We start from the raw sequence: 26,060 nt of genomic DNA on the forward strand, positions 1-26,060 counted from the left end.
TTGATGTTTCCGTAAGCCGTTTCATTCGGGATTTCATTCACATCATTATCTGCATCTTCTGGTGTTTCGTGATAGGTCACTGTTACCTGACCTGGCAATACACCTCCCGTGATTTCACTCTCAGCATTGGTCAAATCAAAGATTCCGATTCCATCATTGTCTGTGTCACAGTATTCTAATGGTGTTGCAGGGAAAACTGCCGGCGTATCATTGATATTTACCGTTAATTGCGTTACTACATGACATCCTGTATTGATATCTTCTACACGTACAAAAACAGTATAGGTTGTTGGTGTCGCTGTATTATCATAAGGCATTACAAGTGCGTTCATATCACCATCAGCATCTGCTGCTGTTAAGTGATAAGAAACATTTAAATCTGGATTCGATAAGGTAATCTCATCATTTTTAACCGTTAAATCTGTAAGTGCAATTCCATCGGCAGTATCATCATCACAGGCTTCTAAGTCTGTTGGAACAGCTATTAATGGCAAAGGTTGTACTTCCAAAGCAAAGCTTCCTACTTGCACACATCCTAATAAATTCATGGCACGAACCCAAATAAGCTGTCCATCCGTTCCTGTAAGATTTGTGATTGCTCCAGCATTTGCATCAGCGTCTGCTTCACTAAGGTGATAACTAATCGTTAATCCTACCTGCCCATTTTCCACCACAGTGGTATGCGTAGTCAAATCAAACATTTCCATCATATCACCAGGATTATCAACATCACAGGCTATTAATGAAGGAATATTGTCTAGGTTTGGAAGTGGATCTGTAATTAACGTTACTTGCACCACATCTGAACAACCTGTTATATTATCCACAACTTGAGCAAATATGACCTGAACTCCTGCAGTAGTTGTAGTGTATATCGTTGGTAATGGTGTCGCTAACGCCGTTGTTTCATAATATGTTACTGTAGCAGTTCCTGCTAAAGCACCTAAAATTTGAGCATCTAACGTTGATAAATCAAACGTTCCTAAACCATCTGTATCATTTCCATTGGTATCATCACAAACACTGTAATTTGCTGGTGTATTTGCAATAATCGCTGGGTTTACTTGTAAATTTAAGATTGAAGTATTTGCACATCCAGTCACTGTATTTTCAATACGAATAAATACCGCATCATTCACAGCCACCATATTCGTGTATGGAGAGACTAATGCCGTTCCAACACCTGATTGTGCTTCTGCTAATGTTTCATAGTATGTGATTGCCATTGCATCCGTAGATGTCTGACCTGCCAAGATTTCTGCATCTGCATTGGTTAGTGTAAATCCAACTAATCCATCTGTATCATCGTCACATTCTTCTATGGTTGTTGGTACAACTGGAACTGGTAATGGGTTTACAGATAACGTAAAGTTTGTTGTAGCAAAACAAGTGTTTCCTGGTTCCGTGCTATCTATTCTAACATGTATTATTTCCATGTCTGTTCCTGTATACGCTGCTGGAGTAAGTATTGGATTTACATCCATTGTCGCATCTTCTGGTGTATTGTGGAAAGTAATATTAAAATCAGCTGGATCTTGTGTATCTAATATTACTGCTTCTTGTGTTGTAAGATCAAAATTTTCATTCCCATCTCCATTATCATCACAAGCTGCCATATTGGTAGGCAGATTTGCAATAGGTTGCGTATTTATTTGAATATCAAATTGTCCAATATCGTTACAAGAAGTATTTGCGTTATTTTCAATCCTTACGTAGATTGTTTGAGGATTTGAAGTGTTTGTAAATGCAGGACCTAAAGGAGTTACATTATTTAATGCATCATCCATAGAACCATGATATGTTATTGTAAATAGTGTTGGATCTTGTGTCCCTAAAACCTGCACATCATAATCTGTCAATGTAAAGTTTGCTACATCATCATTTGAGTCATCGTCACAAATTATAACATTTGCTACTGGATTTGCTACAGCTAGTTCATAAACTTCTAAATCAAAAGTGGTCGTATCAAAACACATTCCAGATAAATCTTCTATTCTTACGAATATTGTTTCTGGGCTCACACCATTCGTGTAAAGTGTTGGCAATGGATTCATATCCATTTCTGCATCATCGAGTGTACTGTGATAAGAGATGTTAAACATTGTTGGATCTTGCATAAGCAATACATCATTATTCACTAATGACAAATCAAACTCTACACTCGTAACTCCAGCTGCCGCACATTCTAATAAATTACCTGGCTGATTAGCTACTGGAACAGGCGCAAATTCGATCACAATACTATCTTGCGTACTACAGTTTGAAGAGATTGAAACAGTTACTGAATAAGTTCCTGGTATAGTTACATCTAATGTTGGGTTTGTTTCTCCTGTAAGTTCGACACCATCTCTAAACCATGCATACGTTGCTGTATCTAAAGGTGATGTTGCATCTAATGTTATAGATTCTCCTTCACAAATTGGATTTCCCGTTGTTAACAATCTATCTTGACCTAGATCAAAAGCTCCAATATCAAAACTTCCTCCCTCTAAAAATACAGCAGAATCAAATGAAGAATCAATATAATCAGATATTACTAATTTGATTGTATATGTTTCTCCTGGTATTACCGTTGCTTCTGCTTTTAACGGAATTGTTTGTCCATCAAACGCTGTAGAACCATTATTACTTCCTGGCGTATCATAATATTGAGGAAATGCAAATTGTCCCAATCCTGGACCACAAGTAAATGTATGAATGTTTGTGATACTTGCAGGAATGTTTGAATTTGGTAATAACGCAATATTTCTTCCTCCTAAATCTATATCTAGATCTGGAGTTGCAGGGTTTGCATCATGATCGTACAAGTTTGAATCTGCAATTCCTGGTCCGCTTAATATAAACGCAAATGTATCTGCAAAACTACAAGGGTAGTTTGACGTTGTTGTATATTCTTCTGAAGCTAGTATGTATCGAAAGCTAATTTGATCTGATAAGGGCACAAATTCAAATTCGATAGCAGTCGCATTAAATGTATTTCCTCCTCCAGCAAGTAATTCTAAATTGGCATCTCCTTCCCAGCTTGTTCCTCCAAAACTCATAAAAGCACCGCCATTATCTGGAATTGCTACTATACTTGAACTACTTAAGATAATTCCTTCTGTAAATGGAAAGGCTGCTGCGCCAGTGTCAAAATAGCCATAACTTTCAAAACCTAGGTTAGCTCCATTTGTTTCTCCTGCTAGGTTATCTGCTCCACTATGGTTTGTTACTTGGATGTTAGTAGGTTCGTTTCCGCAAACATCTTGAAAAAGAACATTTACAACTAATTCTTCTGGAGTCATTGTATCATCTACGGTGATCGTCTGAGAATATGCTTGCTGCCCAATAAAAAGCAGTAGAACAAGTAATATTTTTGCCCTCATAAAAAAAGTATTTCTAGTTAGTTTAGGTATAGTTAATCTCAAATATATTAATAAGAAGATTAATCTTCTATTTATTTAACAACAAACAAGCAAAAAACCCTATCACTTGTTGATATTTTTAACGGTATTTACAACAAAGCCGAAGTTTTTATATACTTCGGCTTTGTTATTTCTATTCATATTTGCTTTTATTTCGATAATTATTTCAAATTACCTCTTTAAAGTAAAGTGATTGATAAATTCTTTTGGCGAACCATCAAACGGATCTACATATTCCACTCTAAACCAGTAATCCTGTGATGGCATTGGTGAACCATTGAAGGTTCCGTCCCAACCGATTCCCGCTGGACTGATCTGTTTTAATAGTTTTCCATATCTGTCAAAGATGTAAATCTTAGCACTTGGTTGGTTTCTAAGTCCTATGATGTTCCATGTTGGATGGTACTCATCTCCGTTTGGAGTGAAGAATTTCATATAATCAATCAGTTCAAAGGTTCTTACCAGTTCCCCACAACCATTGGTGTCTCTCACAGTAACCGTGTGTTCTCCTGGTTGTAAGTCTAAGAACTCTCCTGTCTCTTGCCACTCTCCATCATCTAATTGGTATTCATACACGCCTGATCCTCCTGTTGCAGTTGCTATTACATTGTGTGTGTCTGCAAAGGCTGGTGTGGTAATCTGTACATCTAAACTAGCTGGTGCTGAGGATGCTTCATACGTCACACTATCACTATAACTACAGTTTGTTGGGAAGTTGTTATCAGTAATCACTAAACTATAGGTTCCTGCCGTGGTTACTTGCACTGTTGCGGTGTTAAAGATTCCATTTGGAGTATTCCATAGATAAGTAAAGCCTGCTCCTTGATCTTCTCCGATGAATGGTCCATCTTGAGTAGTTCCTGTAGCTGCATCTACACATAAGATATCATCTGCTGGTAATGTGAAGACTGGTAATGGATTCACCTGTAAGTTCACTAGTACTGGATCAGATAGACAGCCTGTGATGGTTTGTCTTACCCTTGCATACAAGGTCTGTGGATTTGCTGTGTTGGTATAACTCGTTGCATTAGCAATCGCATTGATATCCGCATCTGCATCTGTTGCTGTTTCATAGTAAGAAACCGCCATGTTCAATTGTCCATTAATGATATCTGCATCTAAGGTTGTTAGATCAAACACTGCTGTATCTTGATCTGCCTCATCTACTGCACATAGTTGATACGTGTCTGGTGCTGTTGCCGTTGGGATTGGCTCTACACTGAGTTCTAAACTAGCAATATTGTTGGTGTTTACACATCCTGTTGCTGTATTCTCCACTCTGATAAAGATTGTCTGTGGATCACTCATATTCTCAAAACCGTTTACTAAAGCTCCTGTGCCTGCTAATGCCTCTGCCACTGTTAAGTGATACGTCACTGTAAAGTCAGCCACCATCTGTGGAGCAGTTAACAAGTCTAATGAAGCTGTCACTACATCCCATTCAAATTGTCCTACATTGTCATTGTCATACTCACAGAATACATAAGTAAATGCCGTTGCTGTAAGTTCTGGTAATGGATGTACAATTACAGGCAGCTCTACCACCTTGTAACATGGTAACATATTGCTATCAATCTGAATATCACTCTCTACTCTTACATAGATAATTACTTGTCCGTTCACATCTGCTGTTGCCATATCTACGGCATGCATCGTTGGGTCAGCTATTGGATTGGTATCTGCGTCTGCGTCTTCCTGTGTGGTATGGTAACTTACCGTTACATTACTCTCATTGTTGACAATCTCTGCTTCTGATTGTGTCAGATCAAAGATTAAGATTCCATTGGTTGCATCTCCATCTGTATCATCATCACAAGCCTCTAAGATTGCAGGCATTGTGTTTGGTGTTGGAATTGGAAGTACACGAAGTGTCATCGTGATATCGGTAGTACATCCTGCGGCATTGGCTGCTCTGATGTATAATACTTGTGGATTGCTAATGTTTTGATAAGCCGTTGGATCAGCTATTGGAGTATCTGCGTTTAAGTCTGCTAATGAAGCATAGTACGTAAGTGTTAAACTAGTATCTCCTCCTGTGATCTCTGTGTATTTATCCGTTAGATCAAAACTACTGATCTCATCACTCTCATCGCCACTCTCTAAATCATCACATAGTGAGAAAGGTGTTGGTTGTACCAGCACTGGTGGTGGCACAACTATGATATCAAAACTTCCGATAGCATAACATTCTGTAGCATTGTCTTCTAAACGTACCCAGATCGTTTGTTGATTCACTGTAATGTTGATATAATCCGTTAGATTCACTATTGGAGATACATCATCGATTGCATCTTGTTCACTCTCGTGATAAGTTAGTGTTAAAGCTCCTGGTGTTTGTGTGCCATAGATCTCCATTTGAGTCTGCGTCAAATCAAACATCGCAAAACCATCCAAGCTCGCTGCATCATCACATACTTCTAAATCAGTGATGTTGATTGGAACTTCTGGAATTGGAATCACATTGATCTGTAATGGTGTCACTGTAAAACAGCCTGTAACCGTATTGGTGGCTAACACATATAATGTTTGACTATCCATTACAATGTTTGTGTATGGACTTGTTAGTGCATTTAAGTTAGCAATCGCTTCTGCTTCTGTTTCATGGAAGCTATAGACTACATCCGGCTCCATGTTCACAATAGCAGTGACAAGTGCATCTAAATCTGTACCTACAAAACCATCATTGTCATCATCACAGGTATCTGCTAAAAGCAGTCCATTTGGATCTAAGGTTGGACTTGGTAGTGGATTTACACGAATATCAAAGGTAATGGTGTTTTGACAACCTGTCGTATCATTAGTAGCCAATACAAAGATCGTTTGTACTGCCACAACCGCATTTGGATAGGCTGATGGATTGAGGATTGGTGTATCACTTGCTAAATCTGCTGCACTTCCATAGTATATCAAGCTAATGCCTGGTACATTGTTCACTAAGTCTTCTGCTAATGAAGTTAAATCAAATACTTCGATTTGATCATCTAAAGTAATCGCATCACACAGTTCTAAGCCTGGTAATTGAATCAGCACTGGAAGTTCATTGACAATCAGTGTTAAATTCGTAATACTAAAACATCCTGTTACTTGATCTTCTACTCTTACCCAAATCACTTGTGGACTTGGTGGGATGTTGCTATAAGCATTTGGATTGTTAATCTCTCCAACAGTTGTTCCTACCACAGCATTGGCTTGCGTGTTATAGTAACGAACCGTGTGTGTGGTTGGATCTTCTCCGTTTAAGATATCCATCTCTGCTTCTGTTAAATCAAATTGTGCAATCTGATCAGCAGTTACATCATCACATTCTGCTAAACTTGTTGCATCTAAAGCAGCAATCTCTGGAGAATCATGTACGATTAAATCTAAAGAAACCACATTGAAACAACCTGTTAAGACATTTTCAACACGTACATAAATGGTTTGATTGTATGGATTGATGTTTCCGTAAGCCGTTTCATTCGGGATTTCATTCACATCATTGTCTGCATCTTCTGGTGTTTCGTGATAGGTCACTGTTACCTGACCTGGCAATACACCTCCCGTGATTTCATTTTCAGCATTGGTCAAATCAAAGATTCCGATTCCATCATTGTCTGTATCACAGTATTCTAGAGGTGTTGCAGGGAAAACTGCCGGCGTATCATTGATGTTTACCGTTAATTGCGTTACTACATGACATCCTGTATTGATATCTTCTACACGTACAAAAACAGTATAGGTTGTTGGTGTCGCTGTATTATCATAAGGCATTACAAGTGCGTTCATATCACCATCAGCATCTGCTGCTGTTAAGTGATAAGAAACATTTAAATCTGGATTCGATAAGGTAATCTCATCATTTTTAACCGTTAAATCTGTAAGTGCAATTCCATCAGCCGTTTCATCATCACAGGCTTCTAAGTCTGTTGGAACAGCTATTACTGGCAATTGAGGAACTTGCAATTCGAAGTTTCCTACCTGAACACATCCAAGAGGATTTACAGCACGAACCCAAATAAGTTGTCCATCCGTTCCTGTAAGATTTGTAATTGCTCCAGCATTTGCATCAGCGTCTGCTTCACTAAGATGATAACTAATCGTTAATCCTACTTGCCCATTTTCCACCACAGTGGTATGCGTAGTCAAATCAAACATTTCCATCATATCGCCAGGACTATTAAAATCGCAGGCAATCATTGGCGGAATATTATCTAAATTTGGTAATGGATCTGTAATTAACGTTACTTGCACCACATCTGAACAACCTGTTATATTATCCACAACTTGAGCAAATATGACCTGAACTCCTGCAGTAGTTGTGGTGTATATCGTTGGTAATGGCGTTACCAATGCTGCTGTCTCATAATATGTTACTGTTGCCGTTCCAGCCAACGCTCCTAAAATCTGAGCATCTAACGTTGATAAATCAAACGTTCCTAAACCATCTGTATCATTCCCATTCGTATCATCACAAACACTGTAGTTTGCTGGTGTATTTGCAATAATCGCTGGATTTACTTGTAAATTTAAGATTGAAGTATTTGCACATCCAGTCACTGTATTTTCAATACGAATAAATACCGCATCATTCACAGCCACCATATTCGTGTATGGAGACATTAATGGTGTCCCAACACCTGATTGTGCTTCTACTATTGTTTCATAGTATGTAATTGTCATTGCATCCGTAGACGTCTGACCTGCCAAGATTTCTGCATCTGCATTGGTTAGTGTAAATCCAATAAATCCGTCTGTATCATCGTCACATTCTTGCAATGTAGCTGGCACAACTGCAATAGGCAATGGATTTACTGTAACATCAAAACTTGTAGTTGTAGCACAGATATTTGTTGCATCTGTACTTGTTACACTTACATATATTGTATCTGTTCCATTTACATTTGTATATGAAGCTGGATTTAATATTGGATTTGAATTAGTATTAGCATCTGCTTGCGTTGTATGGAAATTGATATTTACATCTGCTGCGTTTTGCGTTCCTAGAATTACTGGAATTTGCGCTGTTAAGTCAAATGTTTCTGTTCCATTATTAGTAGCATCATCACAGACTACAATATTTGCAGGTTGTACCGCTGTAGGTTGATAATCTACACATATTTCAAAGTTCGTTGTATCAAAACATGTTGCATTGTTTATGGTTTCAATACGCACATATATTTGCTCACATGCAGCTGTATTATTGTATGGACTCGCCAATGGATTCGTTGCTGAATCCGCATCTGCTTGTGATAAGTGATACGTAATTGTAAAGAGTGCTGGATCTTGTGTTCCTAATACTTGAACATTTAACGCATTCAAATCAAAAGTTTCTGTTCCATCATTTGAATCATCATCACAAACCGTGATATCTGCTACTGGATTTGCTATTGGCAATGCATCTACTACTACATTGAATTGTACTGTAGAAACACAGTTTGTAGTATTATCTTCAACTCTTACTACAATTAAATCAGTAGAATTTACATTTGAATACATTGAAGGTAACGGACTTGCATTCGCATCAGCATCTGCTTGAGTCGCATGGAAACTGATTGTAAAGTCTGCTGGGTTTTGTGTTCCTAAGATAATTGGAATTTGCGTTGTTAAGTCAAAAATTTCCACTCCATCATTCGAAGCATCGTCACAAACTACCATATTTGGCGGCGTTGTTAACGTTGGTTCTGGATTTAACACCAAATTAAATGAAGTCACTGCAAAACAAGTTGCACTGTTATTATCTTGAACTCTTACATATATATCGTCTGTAGGGTTCGTTGTATTCATGTATAAACATGTAAGCGGACTAACATTGTTGTCTGCATCTGCTTGTGTATCATGATATGTTACTGTGTAATCTGCTGGATCTTGTGTTCCTAATACTAATAAGGTTTGTGCACATAGATCAAATTCTTCTACACCATCATTTCCAATATCACAAAGTACTAAATCTGGAACTACGTTTGCAGTAGGACTTCCAATGTTTAATGTGAAAGATTCTGTTTGAAAACAGTCAATTGCTGTTGTTCCTGTGTATGAGATTCTTATAAAAATTTCTTCTCCATCACTTCCTGTATACGCTTGTGCTTGTGCTAATGTTAATGCTCCTGTGTTTGCATCTGCATCAGCTTGTGATAAGTGATACGTAACCACCATATCAGTAGTATCTGCGATAGGCGCTAATACTTGTGCTGTATTTACAGTAAGATCGAAAACTTCTGTAGTATTCGCAGAACATACAGATAAGTTTGAAGCTGGTGCATTGTTGATTTCTGGAGTTACATCAATACAAACTGTTTCTGTATATGTACATCCTAAATCATCTGTCATTTCATACGTATAACAGTGCTGTCCTGCAGTTGTAGGCAGTACTGTAATTACATTTCCTGTAGTATTTGTGATAGATGCATCTGGCTGCCATCCTTCTGAAACTACAACTGGTGTAAATGATTCATCTGCAGGTAAGATTGATGGATCGAAATCTAATTTCCAATTAAATATATATCCATTATCAATTGCTAAGTTATCTGTAACTCTAATCGTCCAGTTTCCATTTAATGGACTTCCGATAAGGTCATCAAATCCATTTGAATCTACTGGTAAATATGTACCAGGTTGCCATGAGTTTCCTGGAGGATTTGAACCCGCTGTGATTGTTGGTGCATTTGCTAAAGTTACCGCTCCACTTAAAGAGAAACAGTAATCAGCTCCGACACCTGGTGTTGTTGATCCGTCATCATTGGCACCTCCAAAGTATGTTCCTCCACCAGCTTGCACAAATAAATCTGCTTCTTGTCCATTTGGACTGATGATGGTAATATCTAAATCTCCAGAGAATGAGTGCTCAATATTTAAACATACTTGCAATAATTCTGCTCCAGCTGTTAATACTTGATCAGACTCAAAACAATCTACAGGAATCGAAGTTTCATACGAAACTCCACTTCCATCTGGTAAGAATGTTTGTCCACTAACAGGCGGCGTACATTCTACGATAAATGGTACTGGATTTACAACTCCAGTTATTGTTGTATCATCTCCAAAACATATAAATGGATCTGTAGCTTCTGTCCCTGTAAAATCTGGTGTGGTAGAAACACGCACTACTTGATTAATTAAGTTGTCGTTGGTACAGTTATTTGTATCTGTTACATTAAGATTGACAATAAACGCTCCTGGATTGGCATACGTATGCGTTACGGATTGACCGTCTGCTGAATTTCCGTCTCCAAAATCCCATTGATATTGTGCGCCAGTACCATCGGAAGTAAATGTTGCACTTCCGTTAAACGTTACCGTATCACCTTGACATATTTCTATAATATTGTTTCCATCTGCAGCTGGCACTGAAGAATCTAATTGAGAAACAATGGTTTGACATGGTGTTACACACGAAATTTCTGCTGCCCATCCAATATTTACACCGGCGGCATCAGAGATAAATTCTATCGTAAGACAGCCTGAAGCATTATCATTGGTAGCAATTACAATTCCTGGACTCGCTGTTCCTGTAAATGTACCAAAAGCAGTTGCTGCAGTACTATCACCATTATATATGGTCATGTTATCAGACATGTTTTGTACAGCGAAAGAGGTAAAATCTAACTGTACTTTGTCTCCTGGGTTGTTTGGACAAATCGTCATTACGATATTTTCGTCATTTGAGTATTGTCCTGCTCCGCCACCTCCAGTATCTAGGAAAGTACCTTGACATATATTGAAGGTACCGTTTTCGATGAGAATATCTTGTCCGAAACAAAATATTGGGGCGATAAGAAGTAAGAGAAATATTTTTTTCATCTCTATATTTTTAGTTTTGTAATTTAGGTTGTGGTTGAATAATTAAAAGATATTCAGTGTTGTCTATTCGATACGCTCTGAGTGCATTGATATCAAAAAACTCAAGATTGTATTTTAAAGGATTGAATGTATTTTTGCTGGTAAAGCCTTCGTGCTTTAAACTTTTATTATACATGTTTAGCATTCCTCCATCAGTGATTTTTGGATATTTTTTACCACGTACTTCAGCTTGTCTCACGATTTGCATTCGCTCAACAATCAACTTTCTTAAAGTTTGGTAACGTTTCTGATTAGAAAAGACCAATTTTTGAGCTTGGTCTCCATAAACTTCCTTGATGAAGTTATCTACTTGATGTTCCTTAAATTTGTATGAATCCTTTTGAGATTGTGCATTCATACATAGCCCTATAAATAGGAACATCATACATACATAGATTTTACGCATAATAGTCATGTTTGTATCTAACATTATTAATTTGAAATGGAGTTGTTACTATTTTGTTAAATAAAACCTCCTTTTTCCTTACATTATATATAACAACAACATCTATAAAAATCCGACATTGTGTTAAAAAATTTATTTTGAATCGCGGAAAATTAAGAAAATTTTGTGATATACATAGTTCTTTAACACATTTATTTACGGCACGTTCAACCAATTCATATGCAATATTTAATTATCTTTGCAGTCTTGTTAAATTTTGAAAAAAATCAAGTCCCGATTCTTTAGTACAACGGAGTTTTACATCTTACATTATTGTTAAATATTTGGACTACATTTTTTTTAGATAAATGAAATACAAAATCGATGAAAATAGATAAAGCGCTTGAAGAAGAAATACAAACAATAGGAGACGATCACATCATGACTTCCTATGACACGCCATTGCGTGAAGATGCTTTTGACATAACTGATGAGGAGAAAATAGCAAGCATCAAAAAAGATGTTGCAAATATTATGGAAACTTTAGGATTAGACATGACTGATGATAGTCTTAAAGGAACTCCTAATAGAGTAGCCAAAATGTTTGTGAAAGAAATTTTTGGCGGATTGCATCCTGATAGAAAACCAAAAGCCTCTACTTTTGATAATAAGTATAAGTATAATGAAATGCTGGTAGAAAAAAATATTACCGTCTACTCTACTTGCGAACATCATTTACTTCCTATAGTTGGTAGAGCACATATTGCTTATATTTCTAATGGAACCGTGGTTGGACTTTCCAAAATGAATCGTGTGGTTGATTATTATGCAAAACGACCACAAGTACAAGAACGTTTAACGATTCAAGTGGTTAAAGAGTTGCAAAAAGTACTCGGAACCGAAGATGTTGCCTGTGTTATTGACGCCAAACACTTATGCGTCAACTCTCGCGGAATCAGAGATATAGAAAGCAGTACTGTAACCGCAGAATTCGGCGGAAAATTTAAAAATGAAAAAACTCGCCTAGAATTCCTAGATTATATTAAATTAGATACAAAATTTTAATACATACATTTTTTTATTAATTACCATGAAATTATATCAAGAACAAGAACTAAAAATATACAATTCCCTCACAAACCAAAAAGAAGTTTTTAAACCTATTAATGAAGGTCACGTTGGAATGTATGTATGTGGTCCTACGGTGTATAGCAATGTGCATTTAGGAAACGTACGAACGTTCATGTCATTTGATATGATTTTTAGATATTTAAAACATCTTGGATATAAAGTACGCTATGTACGAAATATTACCGATGTCGGTCATTTGGTAGATGATGCTGAAGAAGGTGAAGATAAAATTGCTAAGAAAGCACGTTTGGAACAATTAGAACCTATGGAAATTGTTCAAAAATATACACTTGATTTCCATGAAATTTTACAAAAATTCAATTTTATACCACCAAGTATTGAACCTACTGCTACGGGACATATTATTGAACAGATTGAAATCGTAAAAGAAATCATAGCTAATGGATATGGATATGAAGTGAATGGCTCGGTGTATTTTGATGTACATAAATTTAATGAAACAAATGAGTACGGCGTACTTAGTAAGCGCAACCTAGAAGATCTCGTTAATAATTCACGTGAATTAGATGGGCAAAGCGATAAAAAGAATCCACAAGATTTTGCTCTTTGGAAAAAAGCCGAAGAAACTCATATTATGCGTTGGCCTTCACCTTGGAGCGACGGTTTTCCTGGCTGGCATTTAGAATGTACAGCAATGAGCACAAAGTACTTAGGGAAACGATTTGATATTCATGGTGGCGGAATGGATTTAAAATTCCCTCATCACGAATCTGAAATTGCTCAAAATGAAGCTTGTTGCGGAACCACTCCTGTAAATTATTGGATGCACGCTAATATGCTGACAATGAACAGTAAAAAAATGGCGAAATCGACAGGAAATAATATTCTTCCTGGTGAAATTTTCACTGGAGACAATCCAAATATATCGAAAGGATTTGCTCCAAGTGTTGCTCGTTTCTTTATGATGCAAGCACACTATAGAAGCATTCTTGATTTTAGTAATGACGCGTTATTAGCTTCTGAAAAAGGTTTCAACAAACTCATGGAAGCTATTAAAACTTTAGATAATTTAAAACCTGTAGGCGATACAACTAGTTTTAATTTTGACGTTTGGAAACGCAATTGCTACAATGCGCTGAATGACGATTTTAACACACCAATTTTAATTGCAGATTTGTTTGAAGCTGTCAAGTACATCAATCAGTTAAAAGATGGAAAAGCAACTATTTTACCTGAAACTTTAGTTGAACTTAAAAAGTACATGCATACATTTGTATTTGACATTTTAGGTTTAGAGCAACAAACAGGTTCATCTGATGATGGCGATGCACTTACTGGCGTAGTTGAATTGTTGATCAATTTGAGAAATGAAGCGCGCGCCAATAAAGACTTTGCGACTTCCGATAAAATTCGTGATGAATTATTAGCTTTAGGCATTCAGTTGAAAGATGGAAAAGACGGAACTTCGTTTTCGGTTTCATAAATTTAAATAGATTCGATCTAAAAAAAACAGTCATAAAAAAGATTCTAACATATCCTTTTTTATTAATCATCCGTTTTTACCAAGCGGCCATTTCACCGTACACACCAGCAGCCTGTAGATATACACCTACTTGCTCGCATTATGCAGCAGAAGCCTTGCAAAAACACGGTTTGTTTCGCGGTGGAAAATTAGCTGTCAAACGTATTTTTAGCTGTCATCCTTTTGGTGGAAGCGGTCATGATCCTGTGCCTGACGAGCTGCCTAAAAAATAACATTCCTTTATAATTTACATCCTTTGATTTCCGTTTGGTTTGTCTATATTTACATTTTATAAACTATACCATTTATGCACCTACTAAGTATCAACTGGAATCCTAGTGAAGTTTTATTGAATTTAGGGCCAATTCAAATCAGATATTATAGCTTAATGTTTATCATCGCATTCAGCTTAGGATACTACATCACTAAAAAGATTTACGACAAAGAAGGCATTGAAACAAAGTTATTAGATTCCTTATTTATGTATGCCGTTATTGCAACGTTGTTAGGTGCGCGTTTGGGAGAAGTATTCTTTTATAATTGGGATTATTACCAAAACAATTTAATCGAAATATTACTGCCAATCAAAGCAGATGCAAACGCAACTTTATTTGGATTTATTGAAGGATATAAATTTACAGGTTTTGCAGGTTTAGCAAGTCACGGAGCAGCAATTGGAATTATTGTTGCCATGTATTTATACCGAAGAAAATACCAATATAAAAGTTTACTTTGGATTTTAGATCGAATTGTAATTGCAGTTTCGCTTGGTGGTATTTTTGTACGTATAGGAAACTTTTTTAATTCTGAAATTGTTGGAAAAACAGTAGCAGAATCATTTCCTACAGCTGTTCGTTTTATTCGAAATGCAAGCGACTTACATCCAAAAACTGCGATGAATATCACCAATTTACCAACAAGTGATGCCGCGTATGAAGCAATTGCCAATAACCCACAATTTGTCGATACATTAAACGATATACCTTTTAGACATCCTGCGCAATTGTATGAATCTTTTTGTTATGTTTTCGTGTTTCTGATTTTGTGGTATGTTTACTGGAAAACAGAAAAGAAAAACAAGCAAGGATATATTTTCGGATTGTTTTTAGTGCTTTTATGGACTGTTCGTTTCTTAGTCGAATTCGTAAAGGAAAGTCAAGGAGGATTTGAAGACAAATTTGGAAATATCTTAAGTACTGGGCAATGGTTGAGCATACCTTTTATCATTGCTGGATTCTACTTTATGTTTAGAAATACAAATAAGACAGATGTAAATACATCTAAAACGACTACTTCGTGATGAAAAGATTAATCATACTATTGTGCATTGCTACCGCACTTGTTTCTTGTGGAGAATCTAATAATAACGCAAAAGTTCAAACGGCAGATATTGCATTTACCAAAGAAGGTGAATTGACTTTAGCAAAAGTAAGCGGTGAAGATATTGTAACGCTCGATATTGAATTTGCAGAAACTGATTATGAAATTCAAACTGGATTGATGTACCGTAAGTCTATGAAAGAAAATCAAGCCATGCTTTTTATCTTTCCATATTCACGTCCGCAGAGTTTCTACATGAAAAACACATACATTCCTTTAGATATTATTTATCTGGATGAAAATAAAAAAATAGTGAGCTTTCAAGAAAACGCTGAACCTTTAAATGAAGCTGGATTACCGTCAGAAGTTCCTGCAATGTATGTTTTAGAAGTAAATGCTGGTTTGGCTGAAAAATGGCTGCTAGAAATTGGCGATACAGCTACGTTTGTAAAGTTTTAGATTCATCTTATTTTAAACTGACAATATTTCCATGCTTGGGATCAACTCTCCCATTCAACATATCGGAATATAGTTTTTCTAACTCTTGAATTCCTACGTATTCTTTAATCGAAATTGTTGATTGAATTGCCTTTATAGTTTGTTGCCAAGCGATGCCAATGTTTTGCTGAAATCCTGATATTCCCCATTCTTTTTTACGTTTTTCTGCATGCGATGGAGCAAAGAAAAATTCACCCTTTTTAGGAAGTGGATTTTCACCTTTTAGATGTTGCCAATCAACAAGTCCTACCAAACAATTATATACCAAATTTTCCTGTAATAATGTTTGCAATTGGAATTGAGTATTATGATTCCCAGCAAAGTCTATGACTATAAATTTTTCATTCGTATTTAATTGTGCTATTGAATCATAACTCATCACTTGATCATACCAACCTAACTGTTCCACAAATTCCATATTCTTTTCTGAGGTAAGTCCTATAAGATTCCACGACAAATCATTTTCTTTTTTACGATGCGCCAATAGACAGGCTAACACTTGCGCCGTTTTACTGGAAGCGCTTGTAATTAGTATTCGAGAAGCTTTATAAAAATGCTGTTCTGCTAAATATGCATCAATCAAAAAAGAGGTCACAAATAACGGACGAAATATAGAAATTAACTTTTCTGTTTCTGGAGTAAATACTGAATCTTGCGCTGTATTCGTATAAAAATTATAGATTGGAGGCAGCGCTTGTCTATGCGAAGAACTATCCACAAAACCTTTACTACTAGCCTTCTGAATGGTAACCAATACATGAGAACTCATAGGATAATAGCCATAAAATCGCTCCCCAACATGCACATCGGGATGATTGGAAGCCACAACATTGGCAATTCCCCAAGCAGGAATGATTCCATAACCAGGTTGCGTTGGAAAAAAGTCCCAATAATTCATTTGCGTTCCTACAACACCATAAGTAATATTATTAGAAGTAAATGAAAATTGATCAATTTCTAAAAGCACTTGATTCGCTAATAGTTCATCCGTATACATTTTTTCTACCAACTTCACCTGTTGAAGATTGTCAATTTTTACCGTAAAATCTAAAGCTTTAATAGTTATCACGTTGAAATGAGTTTTGATAAATATAAAAATTATCTAACAAAAAACGCTGCTCATATGAGCAGCGTTTTTCTATATTATACAAGAATTAAGAAATGCTTATGCTTTCGCTTCACCTTCTTCTAATCCTTTGTTGACATCTCCTTTTTTGATCGTATCATACATGATTGGAGTTGCAATAAACATCGATGAATATGTACCTACAATTACACCAATGATTAAGGCAAACATAAATCCTCTAATAGATTCTCCACCGAAAATAAAGATCGCCAATAATACCACTAACGTAGTTAATGATGTATTCAACGTTCTACTTAAGGTACTATTTAAGGCAGCGTTTACAACTTTGCTAAATTTCCAATTCGCATTTTCATTCATAAACTCACGGATTCTATCAAATACAACCACGGTATCATTCAGCGAGTATCCAATTACCGTTAATATCGCGGCAATGAATGCTTGATTGATTTCCATTGTAAATGGTAAATATTTCCATGCTAATGAGAAGATTCCTAATACGATTAATACATCATGGAATACTGCAGCAACTGCTCCAAGAGAGAACTGCCATCTTCTGAATCGTAATAAGATATATAAGAATACTACTACTAACGAACCTAATACTGCCCAGAATGATGCTTTCTTGATATCATCCGCAATCGTTGGTCCTACTTTGATAGACTTCATGATTCCGACTGCTTTGTCTTCTGCTCCATCAACAAATTTTTCATAATCCATTGCTGCAGGTAAGTAAGACGCTAAACCTTGGTGTAGCTTATTTTTAATTTCGTCATCAATATCAGTTCCTGTTTCATTTACTTTATAGTTCGTAGTGATTTTTAACTGATTATCATCTCCAAAAGTTTTTACTTCTAACGATACTGCATTTTCTCCATCTACAAATACATTTTGCAACGAAGCTTTAACATCTTGTGGACTTACTGTCTTTTCAAAACGTACTTGATACGAACGCCCTCCAACGAAGTCAACTCCTTGATTTAATTTATTTCCAAGTGTAATTGACCATAAACCAATAGCAATTATAACTCCTGAAACGATGTATGCAATTTTACGCTTCTTCAAGAACTCAATATTCATGTTTCTGAATAAGTTCTTTGTAACACCAGTAGAGAATGCTAATATTTTTCCTTTGGCAGTATACCAGTCAATTAATAATCTTGTGATAAAGATTGCAGTAAATAATGAGGTAGCAATACCGATTAATAAGGTAGTTGCGAAACCTTTAATTGGTCCTGTACCGAATAAGAATAAGATTAAAGCCGTTAAACCTGTTGTAATGTTGGCATCAAAAATAGAAGACATTGCTCCTTTCCAGCTAAATGCATGGTTGATTGATTCTTGTAACGATTTTCCTTTGGCAAGCTCTTCTCGAACTCTTTCAAACAAAAGTACATTCGCATCCACCGACATACCAATGGTTAATACAATACCGGCAATTCCAGGTAATGTTAATACAGCTCCTAAGTTCGCTAATACACCAAAGATTAATAAGATGTTAAACGCCAAAGCGACATCTGCAAAAAGTCCAGCTCTACCATAGTAGAATACCATCCAAACTAATACCAAAGCTAAGGCAATTAAGAACGACATTAAACCACTGTTAATCGCTTCTTGACCCAATGAAGGTCCTACTACTTCCGATTGTAAGATTTCAGCTTTTGCAGGTAATTTACCAGCTCTTAATACGTTTGCTAAATCTTGCGCCTCTGCAATTGTAAAGTTTCCAGAGATTTCAGTATTTCCACCAGAAATTGCTCCTCTAGTTACACTTGGTGCAGAGTATACAATATTATCTAATACTACCGCAATGTTTCCATTTTCTTCATGTACTTCTCCTGTTAGCTTTTCCCACTGCTTAGCACCAATACCATTCATTTGCATGTTTACGTTTGGCTTATTGTCATTTCCATAGCTTTGTGATGCTGCATCTACTACATCACCTTTCATTTGTGGCGTAGCTTCTCTTCCTTTACGCTTTCCGCTCAATGCATACATTTGTATTCTCCCGTTTGCATCTACCTCTTTTCCAAAGGCAAAACGCACATTACGTAAGTTTGCAGGCAATACTTGCTTTAAGATTGGATTTGCAAGTAATTTTGTAATTTCAGCTTTATCATCTTCTTTAATCGAAGCAACAACACCACCATTGTTTACTCCAACACGAGAAGGAATCATTTTACCTAATAATGGTCTAATTACATCAATAGAATCTTGCTCTGTAGAAGTAGTCAAATCTCCTAAGTCAACATCTGTAGTATCTTTTTCTTTTTCTACAGCAAATTCAGGAAGCTCCTTTAATTTTGCATCAGCTGCAGCTAAATAAGAAAGTAATTCAGCAGTATTGTTATTTGTTTTCCAAAACTCTAATTCTGCTGTAGTTTGTAATAATTTTTCAATACGAATTACATCTTTCGCTCCTGGCAATTCAATCAAGATACGTCCAGAAGTTCCTAAACGCTGAATGTTTGGTTGTGTTACCCCAAATTGGTCAATACGCTTGTTTAATACTTCTTTTGCAGATACTACTGATTGATCTACTTTTCTTCTAATTACATTCTGAACAACATCATCTGGCGTGTTGAATGTTTCTTTCTTTAATTCTTCTTGTAAAGATGCTGTATAGAAAATACTTGGATCCGCTAATTTTAAACCTTCTGGCTTTAATTCGTCAAAAGCTCTAAAGAAAGACTCTACATAATCTTCTTGCGCATCCTTTTGTAATTCGTCAGCTCTATCTAAAGCTTTATTGAATGTTTCATTTTCTGTTTTGTTTGCCAATCCAGAAAGGATGTCTCTTACCGAGATTTGAAGAATTACGTTGATTCCACCTTTAAGGTCTAATCCTTTGTTTAATTCTTTTTCTTTAGCCTCATCATAAGTAAACTTTGTAAATCCAAAGTTGATTGGCTCATTTCTGTTAATAGAATCTAAGTATGTTTTTTCTACAAGACTTCTAGCGTCTGCATTTTCTTTTGTGTCTGCACCTTCTGTCGGTTTCGGCACTTGCGATACCGCATAGGTTTTTGCATCTGTTTCAATTTTATTCGTGATAAATGTGAATGACAATTGGTAAATACTTACCAATCCGAATAAAATCGCAAATAATTTTACGAGTCCTTTGTTCTGCATTATTCAGTGTTTTTGGTCAAATTTTTTAAACGGGCAAATATATCATTTACCGTCATATTTGACAATTATTTTTTTTGTGATTTGATTGTGATTTTAAGTGCTTTTTCATCTATGACAAAACAACACTATTTGACATGTTTATACACTATTTTGAATAGTTTTTTGACATGTATATACGGTGAGATACTTTCGTAAATCGAAAATCAAAGTATGATTAAAAACTTAGGAAAGTGTAGTTGTAGAAGGTCCTGCGCGAACATCAGGAATTTCATAAGGTGTGTTTTCTTTAAAAATTACCGTATAGCCAGATTCGCTATAGGTTAATGCTATTGAAATGGTATTCACATCTCCAGCAATAAACGAATTGGCATTCGCAAATGAATTTGGAGATGGAGATTTATCGAATTCTTTTTGTAAGTCTAAAATGAATTTTCCATGCGTACCAAGAAATGAATCGGCAGTCGTTTTTAACTCGTAGATATCTAACTTATAGCTATCAACTGTAGCATACGCTTGAAAATTTTCTGTTTGATCTTCTGTTGGTATTTGTGGCAATTGCTTTTTGGAAGCAAAACCTTTTTCCACTAGAAGCTCTTTGATTGCTGATACATCTTCATTACTGTAATATGCAATGGCAAGCGTATCATTTGCTAATTGACGTACTTGAATATTTGCAACACCTAAAGTTTGCAACTGCTGTTTGATTGCCTGAATTACTTCCTCCGTTTGTTGAGAAACAGAAGCACCTTGCGCAAATTGAAGTTCAATTTCTTGATTTGGCGCAGGTGTTTGCTCCTTGTAAAAACCAAGCAGCGTTAAGAGGATTATTAAAGCACTAAAATACTTTTTTGCAATCATGCGCCAAATATAAAAATAAAGAAGAGACTTACGCAGTGTTTTGGTAATTAATTTTGATTTAAGTAATTGGATTTTATCATACTATCCTCAGAAAATTTTAGTTTTACTGCTTGTATGACTTCAGAATACTTTCTTGTAAAATTTTCATTTTTGGAATGGAACCTGAACGAATAACTGCTGCTAAAGTTGTCGCTTGCTCCTTACTTAGATTTGATGAAATTTGAGACATTCCTCCTGTAATTTTCCCAACCGATACAGATGGAGCACTATACACCAAATTATCAACTACCACTGCTATGTTTCCTTGATTCATATGAGCTTTCTCTGTCATTTTTTCCCAAATCTTTGCTCCTTCTTTATTTTTTTGGATACTTACCACATACGAATCACCATAATTTGACTCTTCAGCATACGCGTCAATTACATAACTGCCATCAATAGGCGCTTTATTTTCTGAGCTTACATATACCGCATATATTTCGTGCTGATTTTCACGATTACTTTTCCCAAGCAAAAATTTAACTCTTTGTTCTAATCCATGTATTGAAACTGGTTCTTTTTTTAATAATTTTTCAATTACTATATTTTTATTTTCTCTGGAAACCGTTGCAAAAACAGGACCTGCATAACCGCCTAACACCCTAATTCCCAGAATATCATCAACGGTTTTTATATCTTCTGTTACTTCAGAAAGCAAATCCCCTCCTTTTTGATTCCCGTGTATTTCACTCAAATAACGATAAAGGATTTCATGCTCATTACATACTTCAAAAAACTCTAATTTCCCTGAAACAGCAAAGCTTCTACGCAATTTTTGAGGTTTTATTTTCCCATGAAAATTAAACGTAACTTTTTGCTCTTCTTGCTCCGTAATAGTAATATCCTTTGCTCCGGCAGATTCCAAACGATTTTGAATATTTGCTATAGCACGCGTTTTTTCGTCTTGTGTCAAATTAGCTTCTTCTATTTGAATCTGAATACTATACGTAGGTTTATGAGAAACTGTTTCACAAGCCATTGTGATATAAATTAAGACTAAAAATAACGAACGAATAAGGTGTTTTTTATACATAACTAAGACTGAATTTAATGAAAAAAGAAAGGCTACAATGTAGTACATTGCAGCCTTGTATACTTTAAAGGATCAAATTTTATTGACCTTTCATGTTTTTGTATCCTTCTGGTGGAGTTGTACTAAATAACTCAGAAGAAACTGATTGTGGCTCAATTTTAGTCACTTCAGTAGTTACTGTCATGTCAATTCCCATTTGGTTCATTTTCATTTCAGCATATAAAGGAAATCCTTTTATTTTATCTCCTAATGCTGTTGTTTGTTGTGAAACTACTGGAATAGCTTCTGTTGTGTATAATATCATTTCTACTTTAACACCATCTTTCGTAATAGATGTTGTGTATTTTTGACATGTATATCCTAATACCGTTTTAGTATCACTTCCTTTGGTAACTGTAACACTTTTTAAATCTTCTTCGCTTAATGAAATATCATCTACACTATACATTTTTCCTAATGCTGGATTGTCCATTAAAACTAACATCTTTTTTGTATCAGCATTGATAACTGTTGTTACATTTCCAGACATTGGGTTGTCTAATTCAGATCTTGAACTTTGCCCTTTGAATAATGTAATTGTTTCCATATCACCAAGCATTGCTAATTGTGCTTGCATTTGCTCATTATCTGTAGATATTGTTTGCTTAGAAGTAATTTTTCCTTCTGTGATTGCTTTTTGAGCAGAAACCATTACACTGAATGTCAATGCTACAAGTACTAATATTTTTTTCATGTTTTTAGTTTTTGTTTATTTACAACTATTAAGGTTTGTATCTATTTGTGCAAATATGTTACATTTTTATGGATATAAAAAAACCTCAAAGTGATTAACGATGAGGTTTTAGGGTATTTTTTATAAATAACGAGTACTATAATTCTAGTAATCCGTTTGTTTTCTTAACACCTTCTGCACTTGCTTCTAAGTGTGCTTTTTCTGCTTCACTTAAGTCAATTTCTACGATGCTTTCGATTCCGTTTTTCCCTAAGATTACAGGAACTCCGATACATAAATCGTTTAATCCGTATTCTCCTTCAAGCAATGTTGAACATGGGAACATTTTCTTTTGATCACAAGCAATTGCTTGAACCAATCCTGAAACTGCAGCTCCTGGTGCATACCAAGCAGAAGTTCCTAATAATTTTGTCAATGTAGCTCCACCAACTTTCGTGTCTTCTTTTACTTGATTTAAACGCTCTTCTGATAAGAATTCAGAAACTTTGACACTGTTACGTGTTGCATGTGCCGTTAATGGAACCATACCTTTATCACTGTGTCCTCCAATTACCATTCCGTCTACGTCAGAAATTGGCGCTCCTAAAGCTTCTGCTAATCTGTACTTGAAACGAGCACTATCTAAAGCTCCACCCATTCCAATGATTTTATTCTTTGCCAATCCAGTTGTTTTGTGAACTAAATAAGTCATTGTATCCATTGGATTACTTACTACAATGATGATTGTATTTGGAGAATGCCCTATTAAGCTTGCAGAAACTGATTTTACGATTCCAGCGTTGATTCCGATTAATTCTTCACGTGTCATTCCAGGCTTACGTGGAATTCCAGAAGTAATTACACAAATATCGCTACCAGCTGTTTTTGAATAGTCGCTTGTACTTCCTGTGATTTTTGTATCAAAACCATTTAAAGAAGCTGTTTGCATCAAATCCATAGCTTTTCCTTCTGCAAATCCTTCTTTGATATCTAATAAAACGACTTCTGAAGCAAAATTTTTGATTGCAATATACTCTGCACAACTAGCACCTACTGCTCCTGCTCCTACAACTGTAACTTTCATATTTTTATATTTTTTTGATGTATTGTTTTTAAAGCTGCAAAGTTCATATTTTTTACAGTGAAAAACAATGTTATTTTGAATTATTTACACCAAAATTATTATCGAATACTTACAGCCAATCCAACACTTAATGTATTGAATTTCTGAAAAGTGTAGTCGCCAAAGATTTTTATTGGTCCCAAATTGAATCGTGCTCCCAAGGTTGTGCGAATTCCGTTGGCTTCAAAATCGAGATTCACTGGATTTGAAATGGTTTCACTTATCGTAGAGACTACATTTCCACTGGAATCTTCCACATCATAACTAAGGTTGTAATCTCCTTTGATGTTGATTTCAGATTTCCCTTGATTGTATCCAACGCCACCATAAAGTGTGATAACCGTAAAATCTAAAGAACCTAAAGCTTGAATTGTCCATGCATTCATGGTAAAGTCTGCTTCTCCATTTTGGATGCTTACATTGTCCGAAAAACTATCATCATTGATGGCATAGGTTGCATTTAATCGTGTAAAGGCTGCCAATACCGAAATATGTATAGGCAATCTATCAATTGGACCTAAGTACTGTGTGATGTCATGCTGCAATCCGACTCCAATAAGACTTGCCTCAACATCGTCGTCGAAACTTAATTTTGGCACATATCTTAGTTTTACATCTGTATTCGTTGGCAATCCAACTCCAACTTGAATCATTGGTGTTGGCACAGCATTGATAGGAAAATCTTCTGCAATTCCACCAGGCATTTCAAAGCTTCCTACTTTGAATGTATTGGTTCCATCAATGGGAATTCGGACATCAATGGTAGTTTGCGTACCGTTTTCACTCATGACTGTAGGTATTGATGTTTCGCCATTGGCTGTCGCTAAAAATTCATAATCTGCTGGATTGAATATAAAGTTTAAACTTGAATTCGGAACAAAACTCGCACTTGCTGAGATTGTCACATCAAAACCAAATTTTTTATGTGTTTTTGCGGTAGAATACCAACCTCCATTAATACTATACAACGCTCCTTTCATCAACGGATTCATGTAGTTCTCAGTAAGTTTACTTGCATCGTCGCCAGCCAGCAAGAGGCTTTCTAATTCTTGAGCTTGCAATACAGAAAAGCACAGCACAAGAAGTAATGTAATTGTTTTTTTCATTTTAAGTGTAGGTTTGTTTATTGTTCTAAAATAATGAAATCATATAAGATTATTTACAGGAAATAGCCCCTTTTTTTACTCTTTTCCCATAAATAATTAATAAAGTATCAGATAGTGCAAAGGCATAAAAAGCAGCTTGTCAACAATTATTTTTCCTATATTTATGTAAAAAATTTATGACATGAAGAAAATTACACTATTAATTTGCGCATTTTTCGCCTTTCACCTAGGGTTTGCGCAACAAGATTTACTGAACAATGAAAACAAGTGGCTCTTACATTACATGGTTATTGACGGAACTACAATTGATGTTCCTCAAGCACCGTTACCTATGTACATTCCAGGAATTCGATTTATAGGAACCGATGCTAGTAATTATAGTTTTACTGCTAATGTAGCTGGTATTAACAGTGGTTTTGATTTAGCGCCTCCACTTGTCATCTCTCCAACTTCGTTTACAATTCAACAACCAAGTATAACGCTAGGAGATTGCTCTCCAAATTGCCTTCTTGAAAGTCAATATTTATCTACAATTATCTTAGGAGATCTGAGTCCTTCAAGAACGTTAAATTATGAAATTGTAGATGAAGGCAATAATAGGAAGACGTTAACAATTACTTCACCAGAAGGAGACATTGCCGTTCATGGAAATTATATTTTATCTGTAAAGAAATTTGATAAGAAACGAATTCTTATGTATCCAAATCCTGTGAAGAAGAAATTACATTTTGACTTTAAAGGATATTCTATAGAAAAAATGAACGTTTTGTCATTAGTTGGTGCTAGTATTTTTGAAGCAAAAATTTCGCCTCAACAAAACTCCTTAGATTTATCATTTTTAAAACCAGGCATCTATTTTATGAAGACTACTTATAAAGATGGAGACACAATTCTTTCCCGATTTATCAAACAATAATATTATTTTGGACACTATAAC

At 35.7% G+C, this 26,060-nt stretch carries 16 protein-coding genes; 6 read left to right on the top strand and 10 right to left on the bottom strand.

Translation table 11 applies throughout. The features are described from left to right. The 3 genes from Q0845_RS26090 to Q0845_RS26100 form a co-directional block, all read right to left on the bottom strand. Positions 1-3,365 (bottom strand): choice-of-anchor L domain-containing protein (locus Q0845_RS26090; RefSeq protein ID WP_298520485.1); only part of this gene is annotated, 3,365 nt, incomplete at its 3' end. Between the two features lie 210 nt (positions 3,366-3,575). After that, positions 3,576-11,180 (bottom strand): T9SS type B sorting domain-containing protein, encoded by a 7,605-nt coding sequence (locus tag Q0845_RS26095; protein WP_298520487.1) that lies wholly within the window; start codon positions 11,178-11,180, stop codon positions 3,576-3,578. 10 nt (positions 11,181-11,190) lie between these two features. Next, positions 11,191-11,625 carry a hypothetical protein gene (locus tag Q0845_RS26100; RefSeq protein WP_298520489.1) on the bottom strand — a complete coding sequence of 145 codons (435 nt, stop codon included), beginning with the start codon at positions 11,623-11,625 and terminating at the stop codon, positions 11,191-11,193. A 363-nt stretch (positions 11,626-11,988) separates the two neighbouring features. Between Q0845_RS26100 and folE the strand changes: the two genes are divergently transcribed. The 5 genes from folE (at position 11,989) to Q0845_RS26125 (ending at position 15,997) form a co-directional block, all read left to right on the top strand. Then, complete coding sequence (folE, locus tag Q0845_RS26105; RefSeq protein WP_298520491.1) at positions 11,989-12,669, top strand: GTP cyclohydrolase I FolE; 681 nt, start codon at positions 11,989-11,991, stop codon at positions 12,667-12,669. Between the two features lie 25 nt (positions 12,670-12,694). After that, complete coding sequence (cysS, locus tag Q0845_RS26110) at positions 12,695-14,179, top strand: cysteine--tRNA ligase (RefSeq protein WP_298520494.1); 1,485 nt, start codon at positions 12,695-12,697, stop codon at positions 14,177-14,179. 32 nt (positions 14,180-14,211) lie between these two features. After that, entirely contained in the window at positions 14,212-14,451 is a 240-nt protein-coding gene (gene yidD / locus Q0845_RS26115; protein ID WP_298520590.1) for a membrane protein insertion efficiency factor YidD, read from the top strand. A 74-nt stretch (positions 14,452-14,525) separates the two neighbouring features. Beyond that, positions 14,526-15,518 carry a prolipoprotein diacylglyceryl transferase gene (gene lgt / locus Q0845_RS26120; RefSeq protein WP_298520497.1) on the top strand — a complete coding sequence of 331 codons (993 nt, stop codon included), beginning with the start codon at positions 14,526-14,528 and terminating at the stop codon, positions 15,516-15,518. Beyond that, on the top strand, positions 15,518-15,997 hold the full coding sequence (locus Q0845_RS26125; RefSeq protein ID WP_298520592.1) for a DUF192 domain-containing protein: 480 nt from the start codon (positions 15,518-15,520) through the stop codon (positions 15,995-15,997). Before lgt ends, Q0845_RS26125 begins: the two co-directional genes overlap by 1 nt. A 7-nt stretch (positions 15,998-16,004) precedes the next feature. Here Q0845_RS26125 and Q0845_RS26130 read toward each other — a convergent pair whose 3' ends face one another. From Q0845_RS26130 to Q0845_RS26160, 7 genes are all read right to left on the bottom strand, one after another. Further along, positions 16,005-17,105 (bottom strand): DUF2855 family protein, encoded by a 1,101-nt coding sequence (locus tag Q0845_RS26130; RefSeq protein ID WP_298520500.1) that lies wholly within the window; start codon positions 17,103-17,105, stop codon positions 16,005-16,007. A gap of 96 nt (positions 17,106-17,201) precedes the next feature. After that, a complete protein-coding gene (gene secDF / locus Q0845_RS26135; RefSeq protein ID WP_298520503.1) occupies positions 17,202-20,252 on the bottom strand; it encodes a protein translocase subunit SecDF in 3,051 nt (1,016 codons plus the stop codon). Positions 20,253-20,474: 222 nt separating this feature from the next. Next, entirely contained in the window at positions 20,475-21,110 is a 636-nt protein-coding gene (locus Q0845_RS26140; RefSeq protein ID WP_298520506.1) for a hypothetical protein, read from the bottom strand. A 103-nt stretch (positions 21,111-21,213) separates the two neighbouring features. Next, a complete protein-coding gene (locus Q0845_RS26145; RefSeq protein WP_298520508.1) occupies positions 21,214-22,182 on the bottom strand; it encodes a hypothetical protein in 969 nt (322 codons plus the stop codon). Between the two features lie 79 nt (positions 22,183-22,261). After that, the gene (locus tag Q0845_RS26150; protein WP_298520511.1) at positions 22,262-22,915 is read right to left on the bottom strand and encodes a DUF4412 domain-containing protein; all 654 of its coding nucleotides are present in this window, start codon (positions 22,913-22,915) and stop codon (positions 22,262-22,264) included. A 136-nt stretch (positions 22,916-23,051) separates the two neighbouring features. Further along, entirely contained in the window at positions 23,052-23,978 is a 927-nt protein-coding gene (mdh, locus tag Q0845_RS26155; protein WP_298520514.1) for a malate dehydrogenase, read from the bottom strand. 98 nt (positions 23,979-24,076) lie between these two features. Further along, the gene (locus tag Q0845_RS26160; protein WP_298520517.1) at positions 24,077-25,123 is read right to left on the bottom strand and encodes a DUF6588 family protein; all 1,047 of its coding nucleotides are present in this window, start codon (positions 25,121-25,123) and stop codon (positions 24,077-24,079) included. Positions 25,124-25,304: 181 nt separating this feature from the next. Here Q0845_RS26160 and Q0845_RS26165 point away from each other — a divergent pair, with 181 nt between their 5' ends. Further along, positions 25,305-26,039, top strand: a complete 735-nt coding sequence (locus Q0845_RS26165) for a T9SS type A sorting domain-containing protein (RefSeq protein WP_298520519.1) — start codon at positions 25,305-25,307, stop codon at positions 26,037-26,039. Positions 26,040-26,060: the final 21 nt, after the last annotated feature.

It is taken from the genome of uncultured Kordia sp., from assembly GCF_947489565.1.
Taxonomy (GTDB): domain Bacteria; phylum Bacteroidota; class Bacteroidia; order Flavobacteriales; family Flavobacteriaceae; genus Kordia.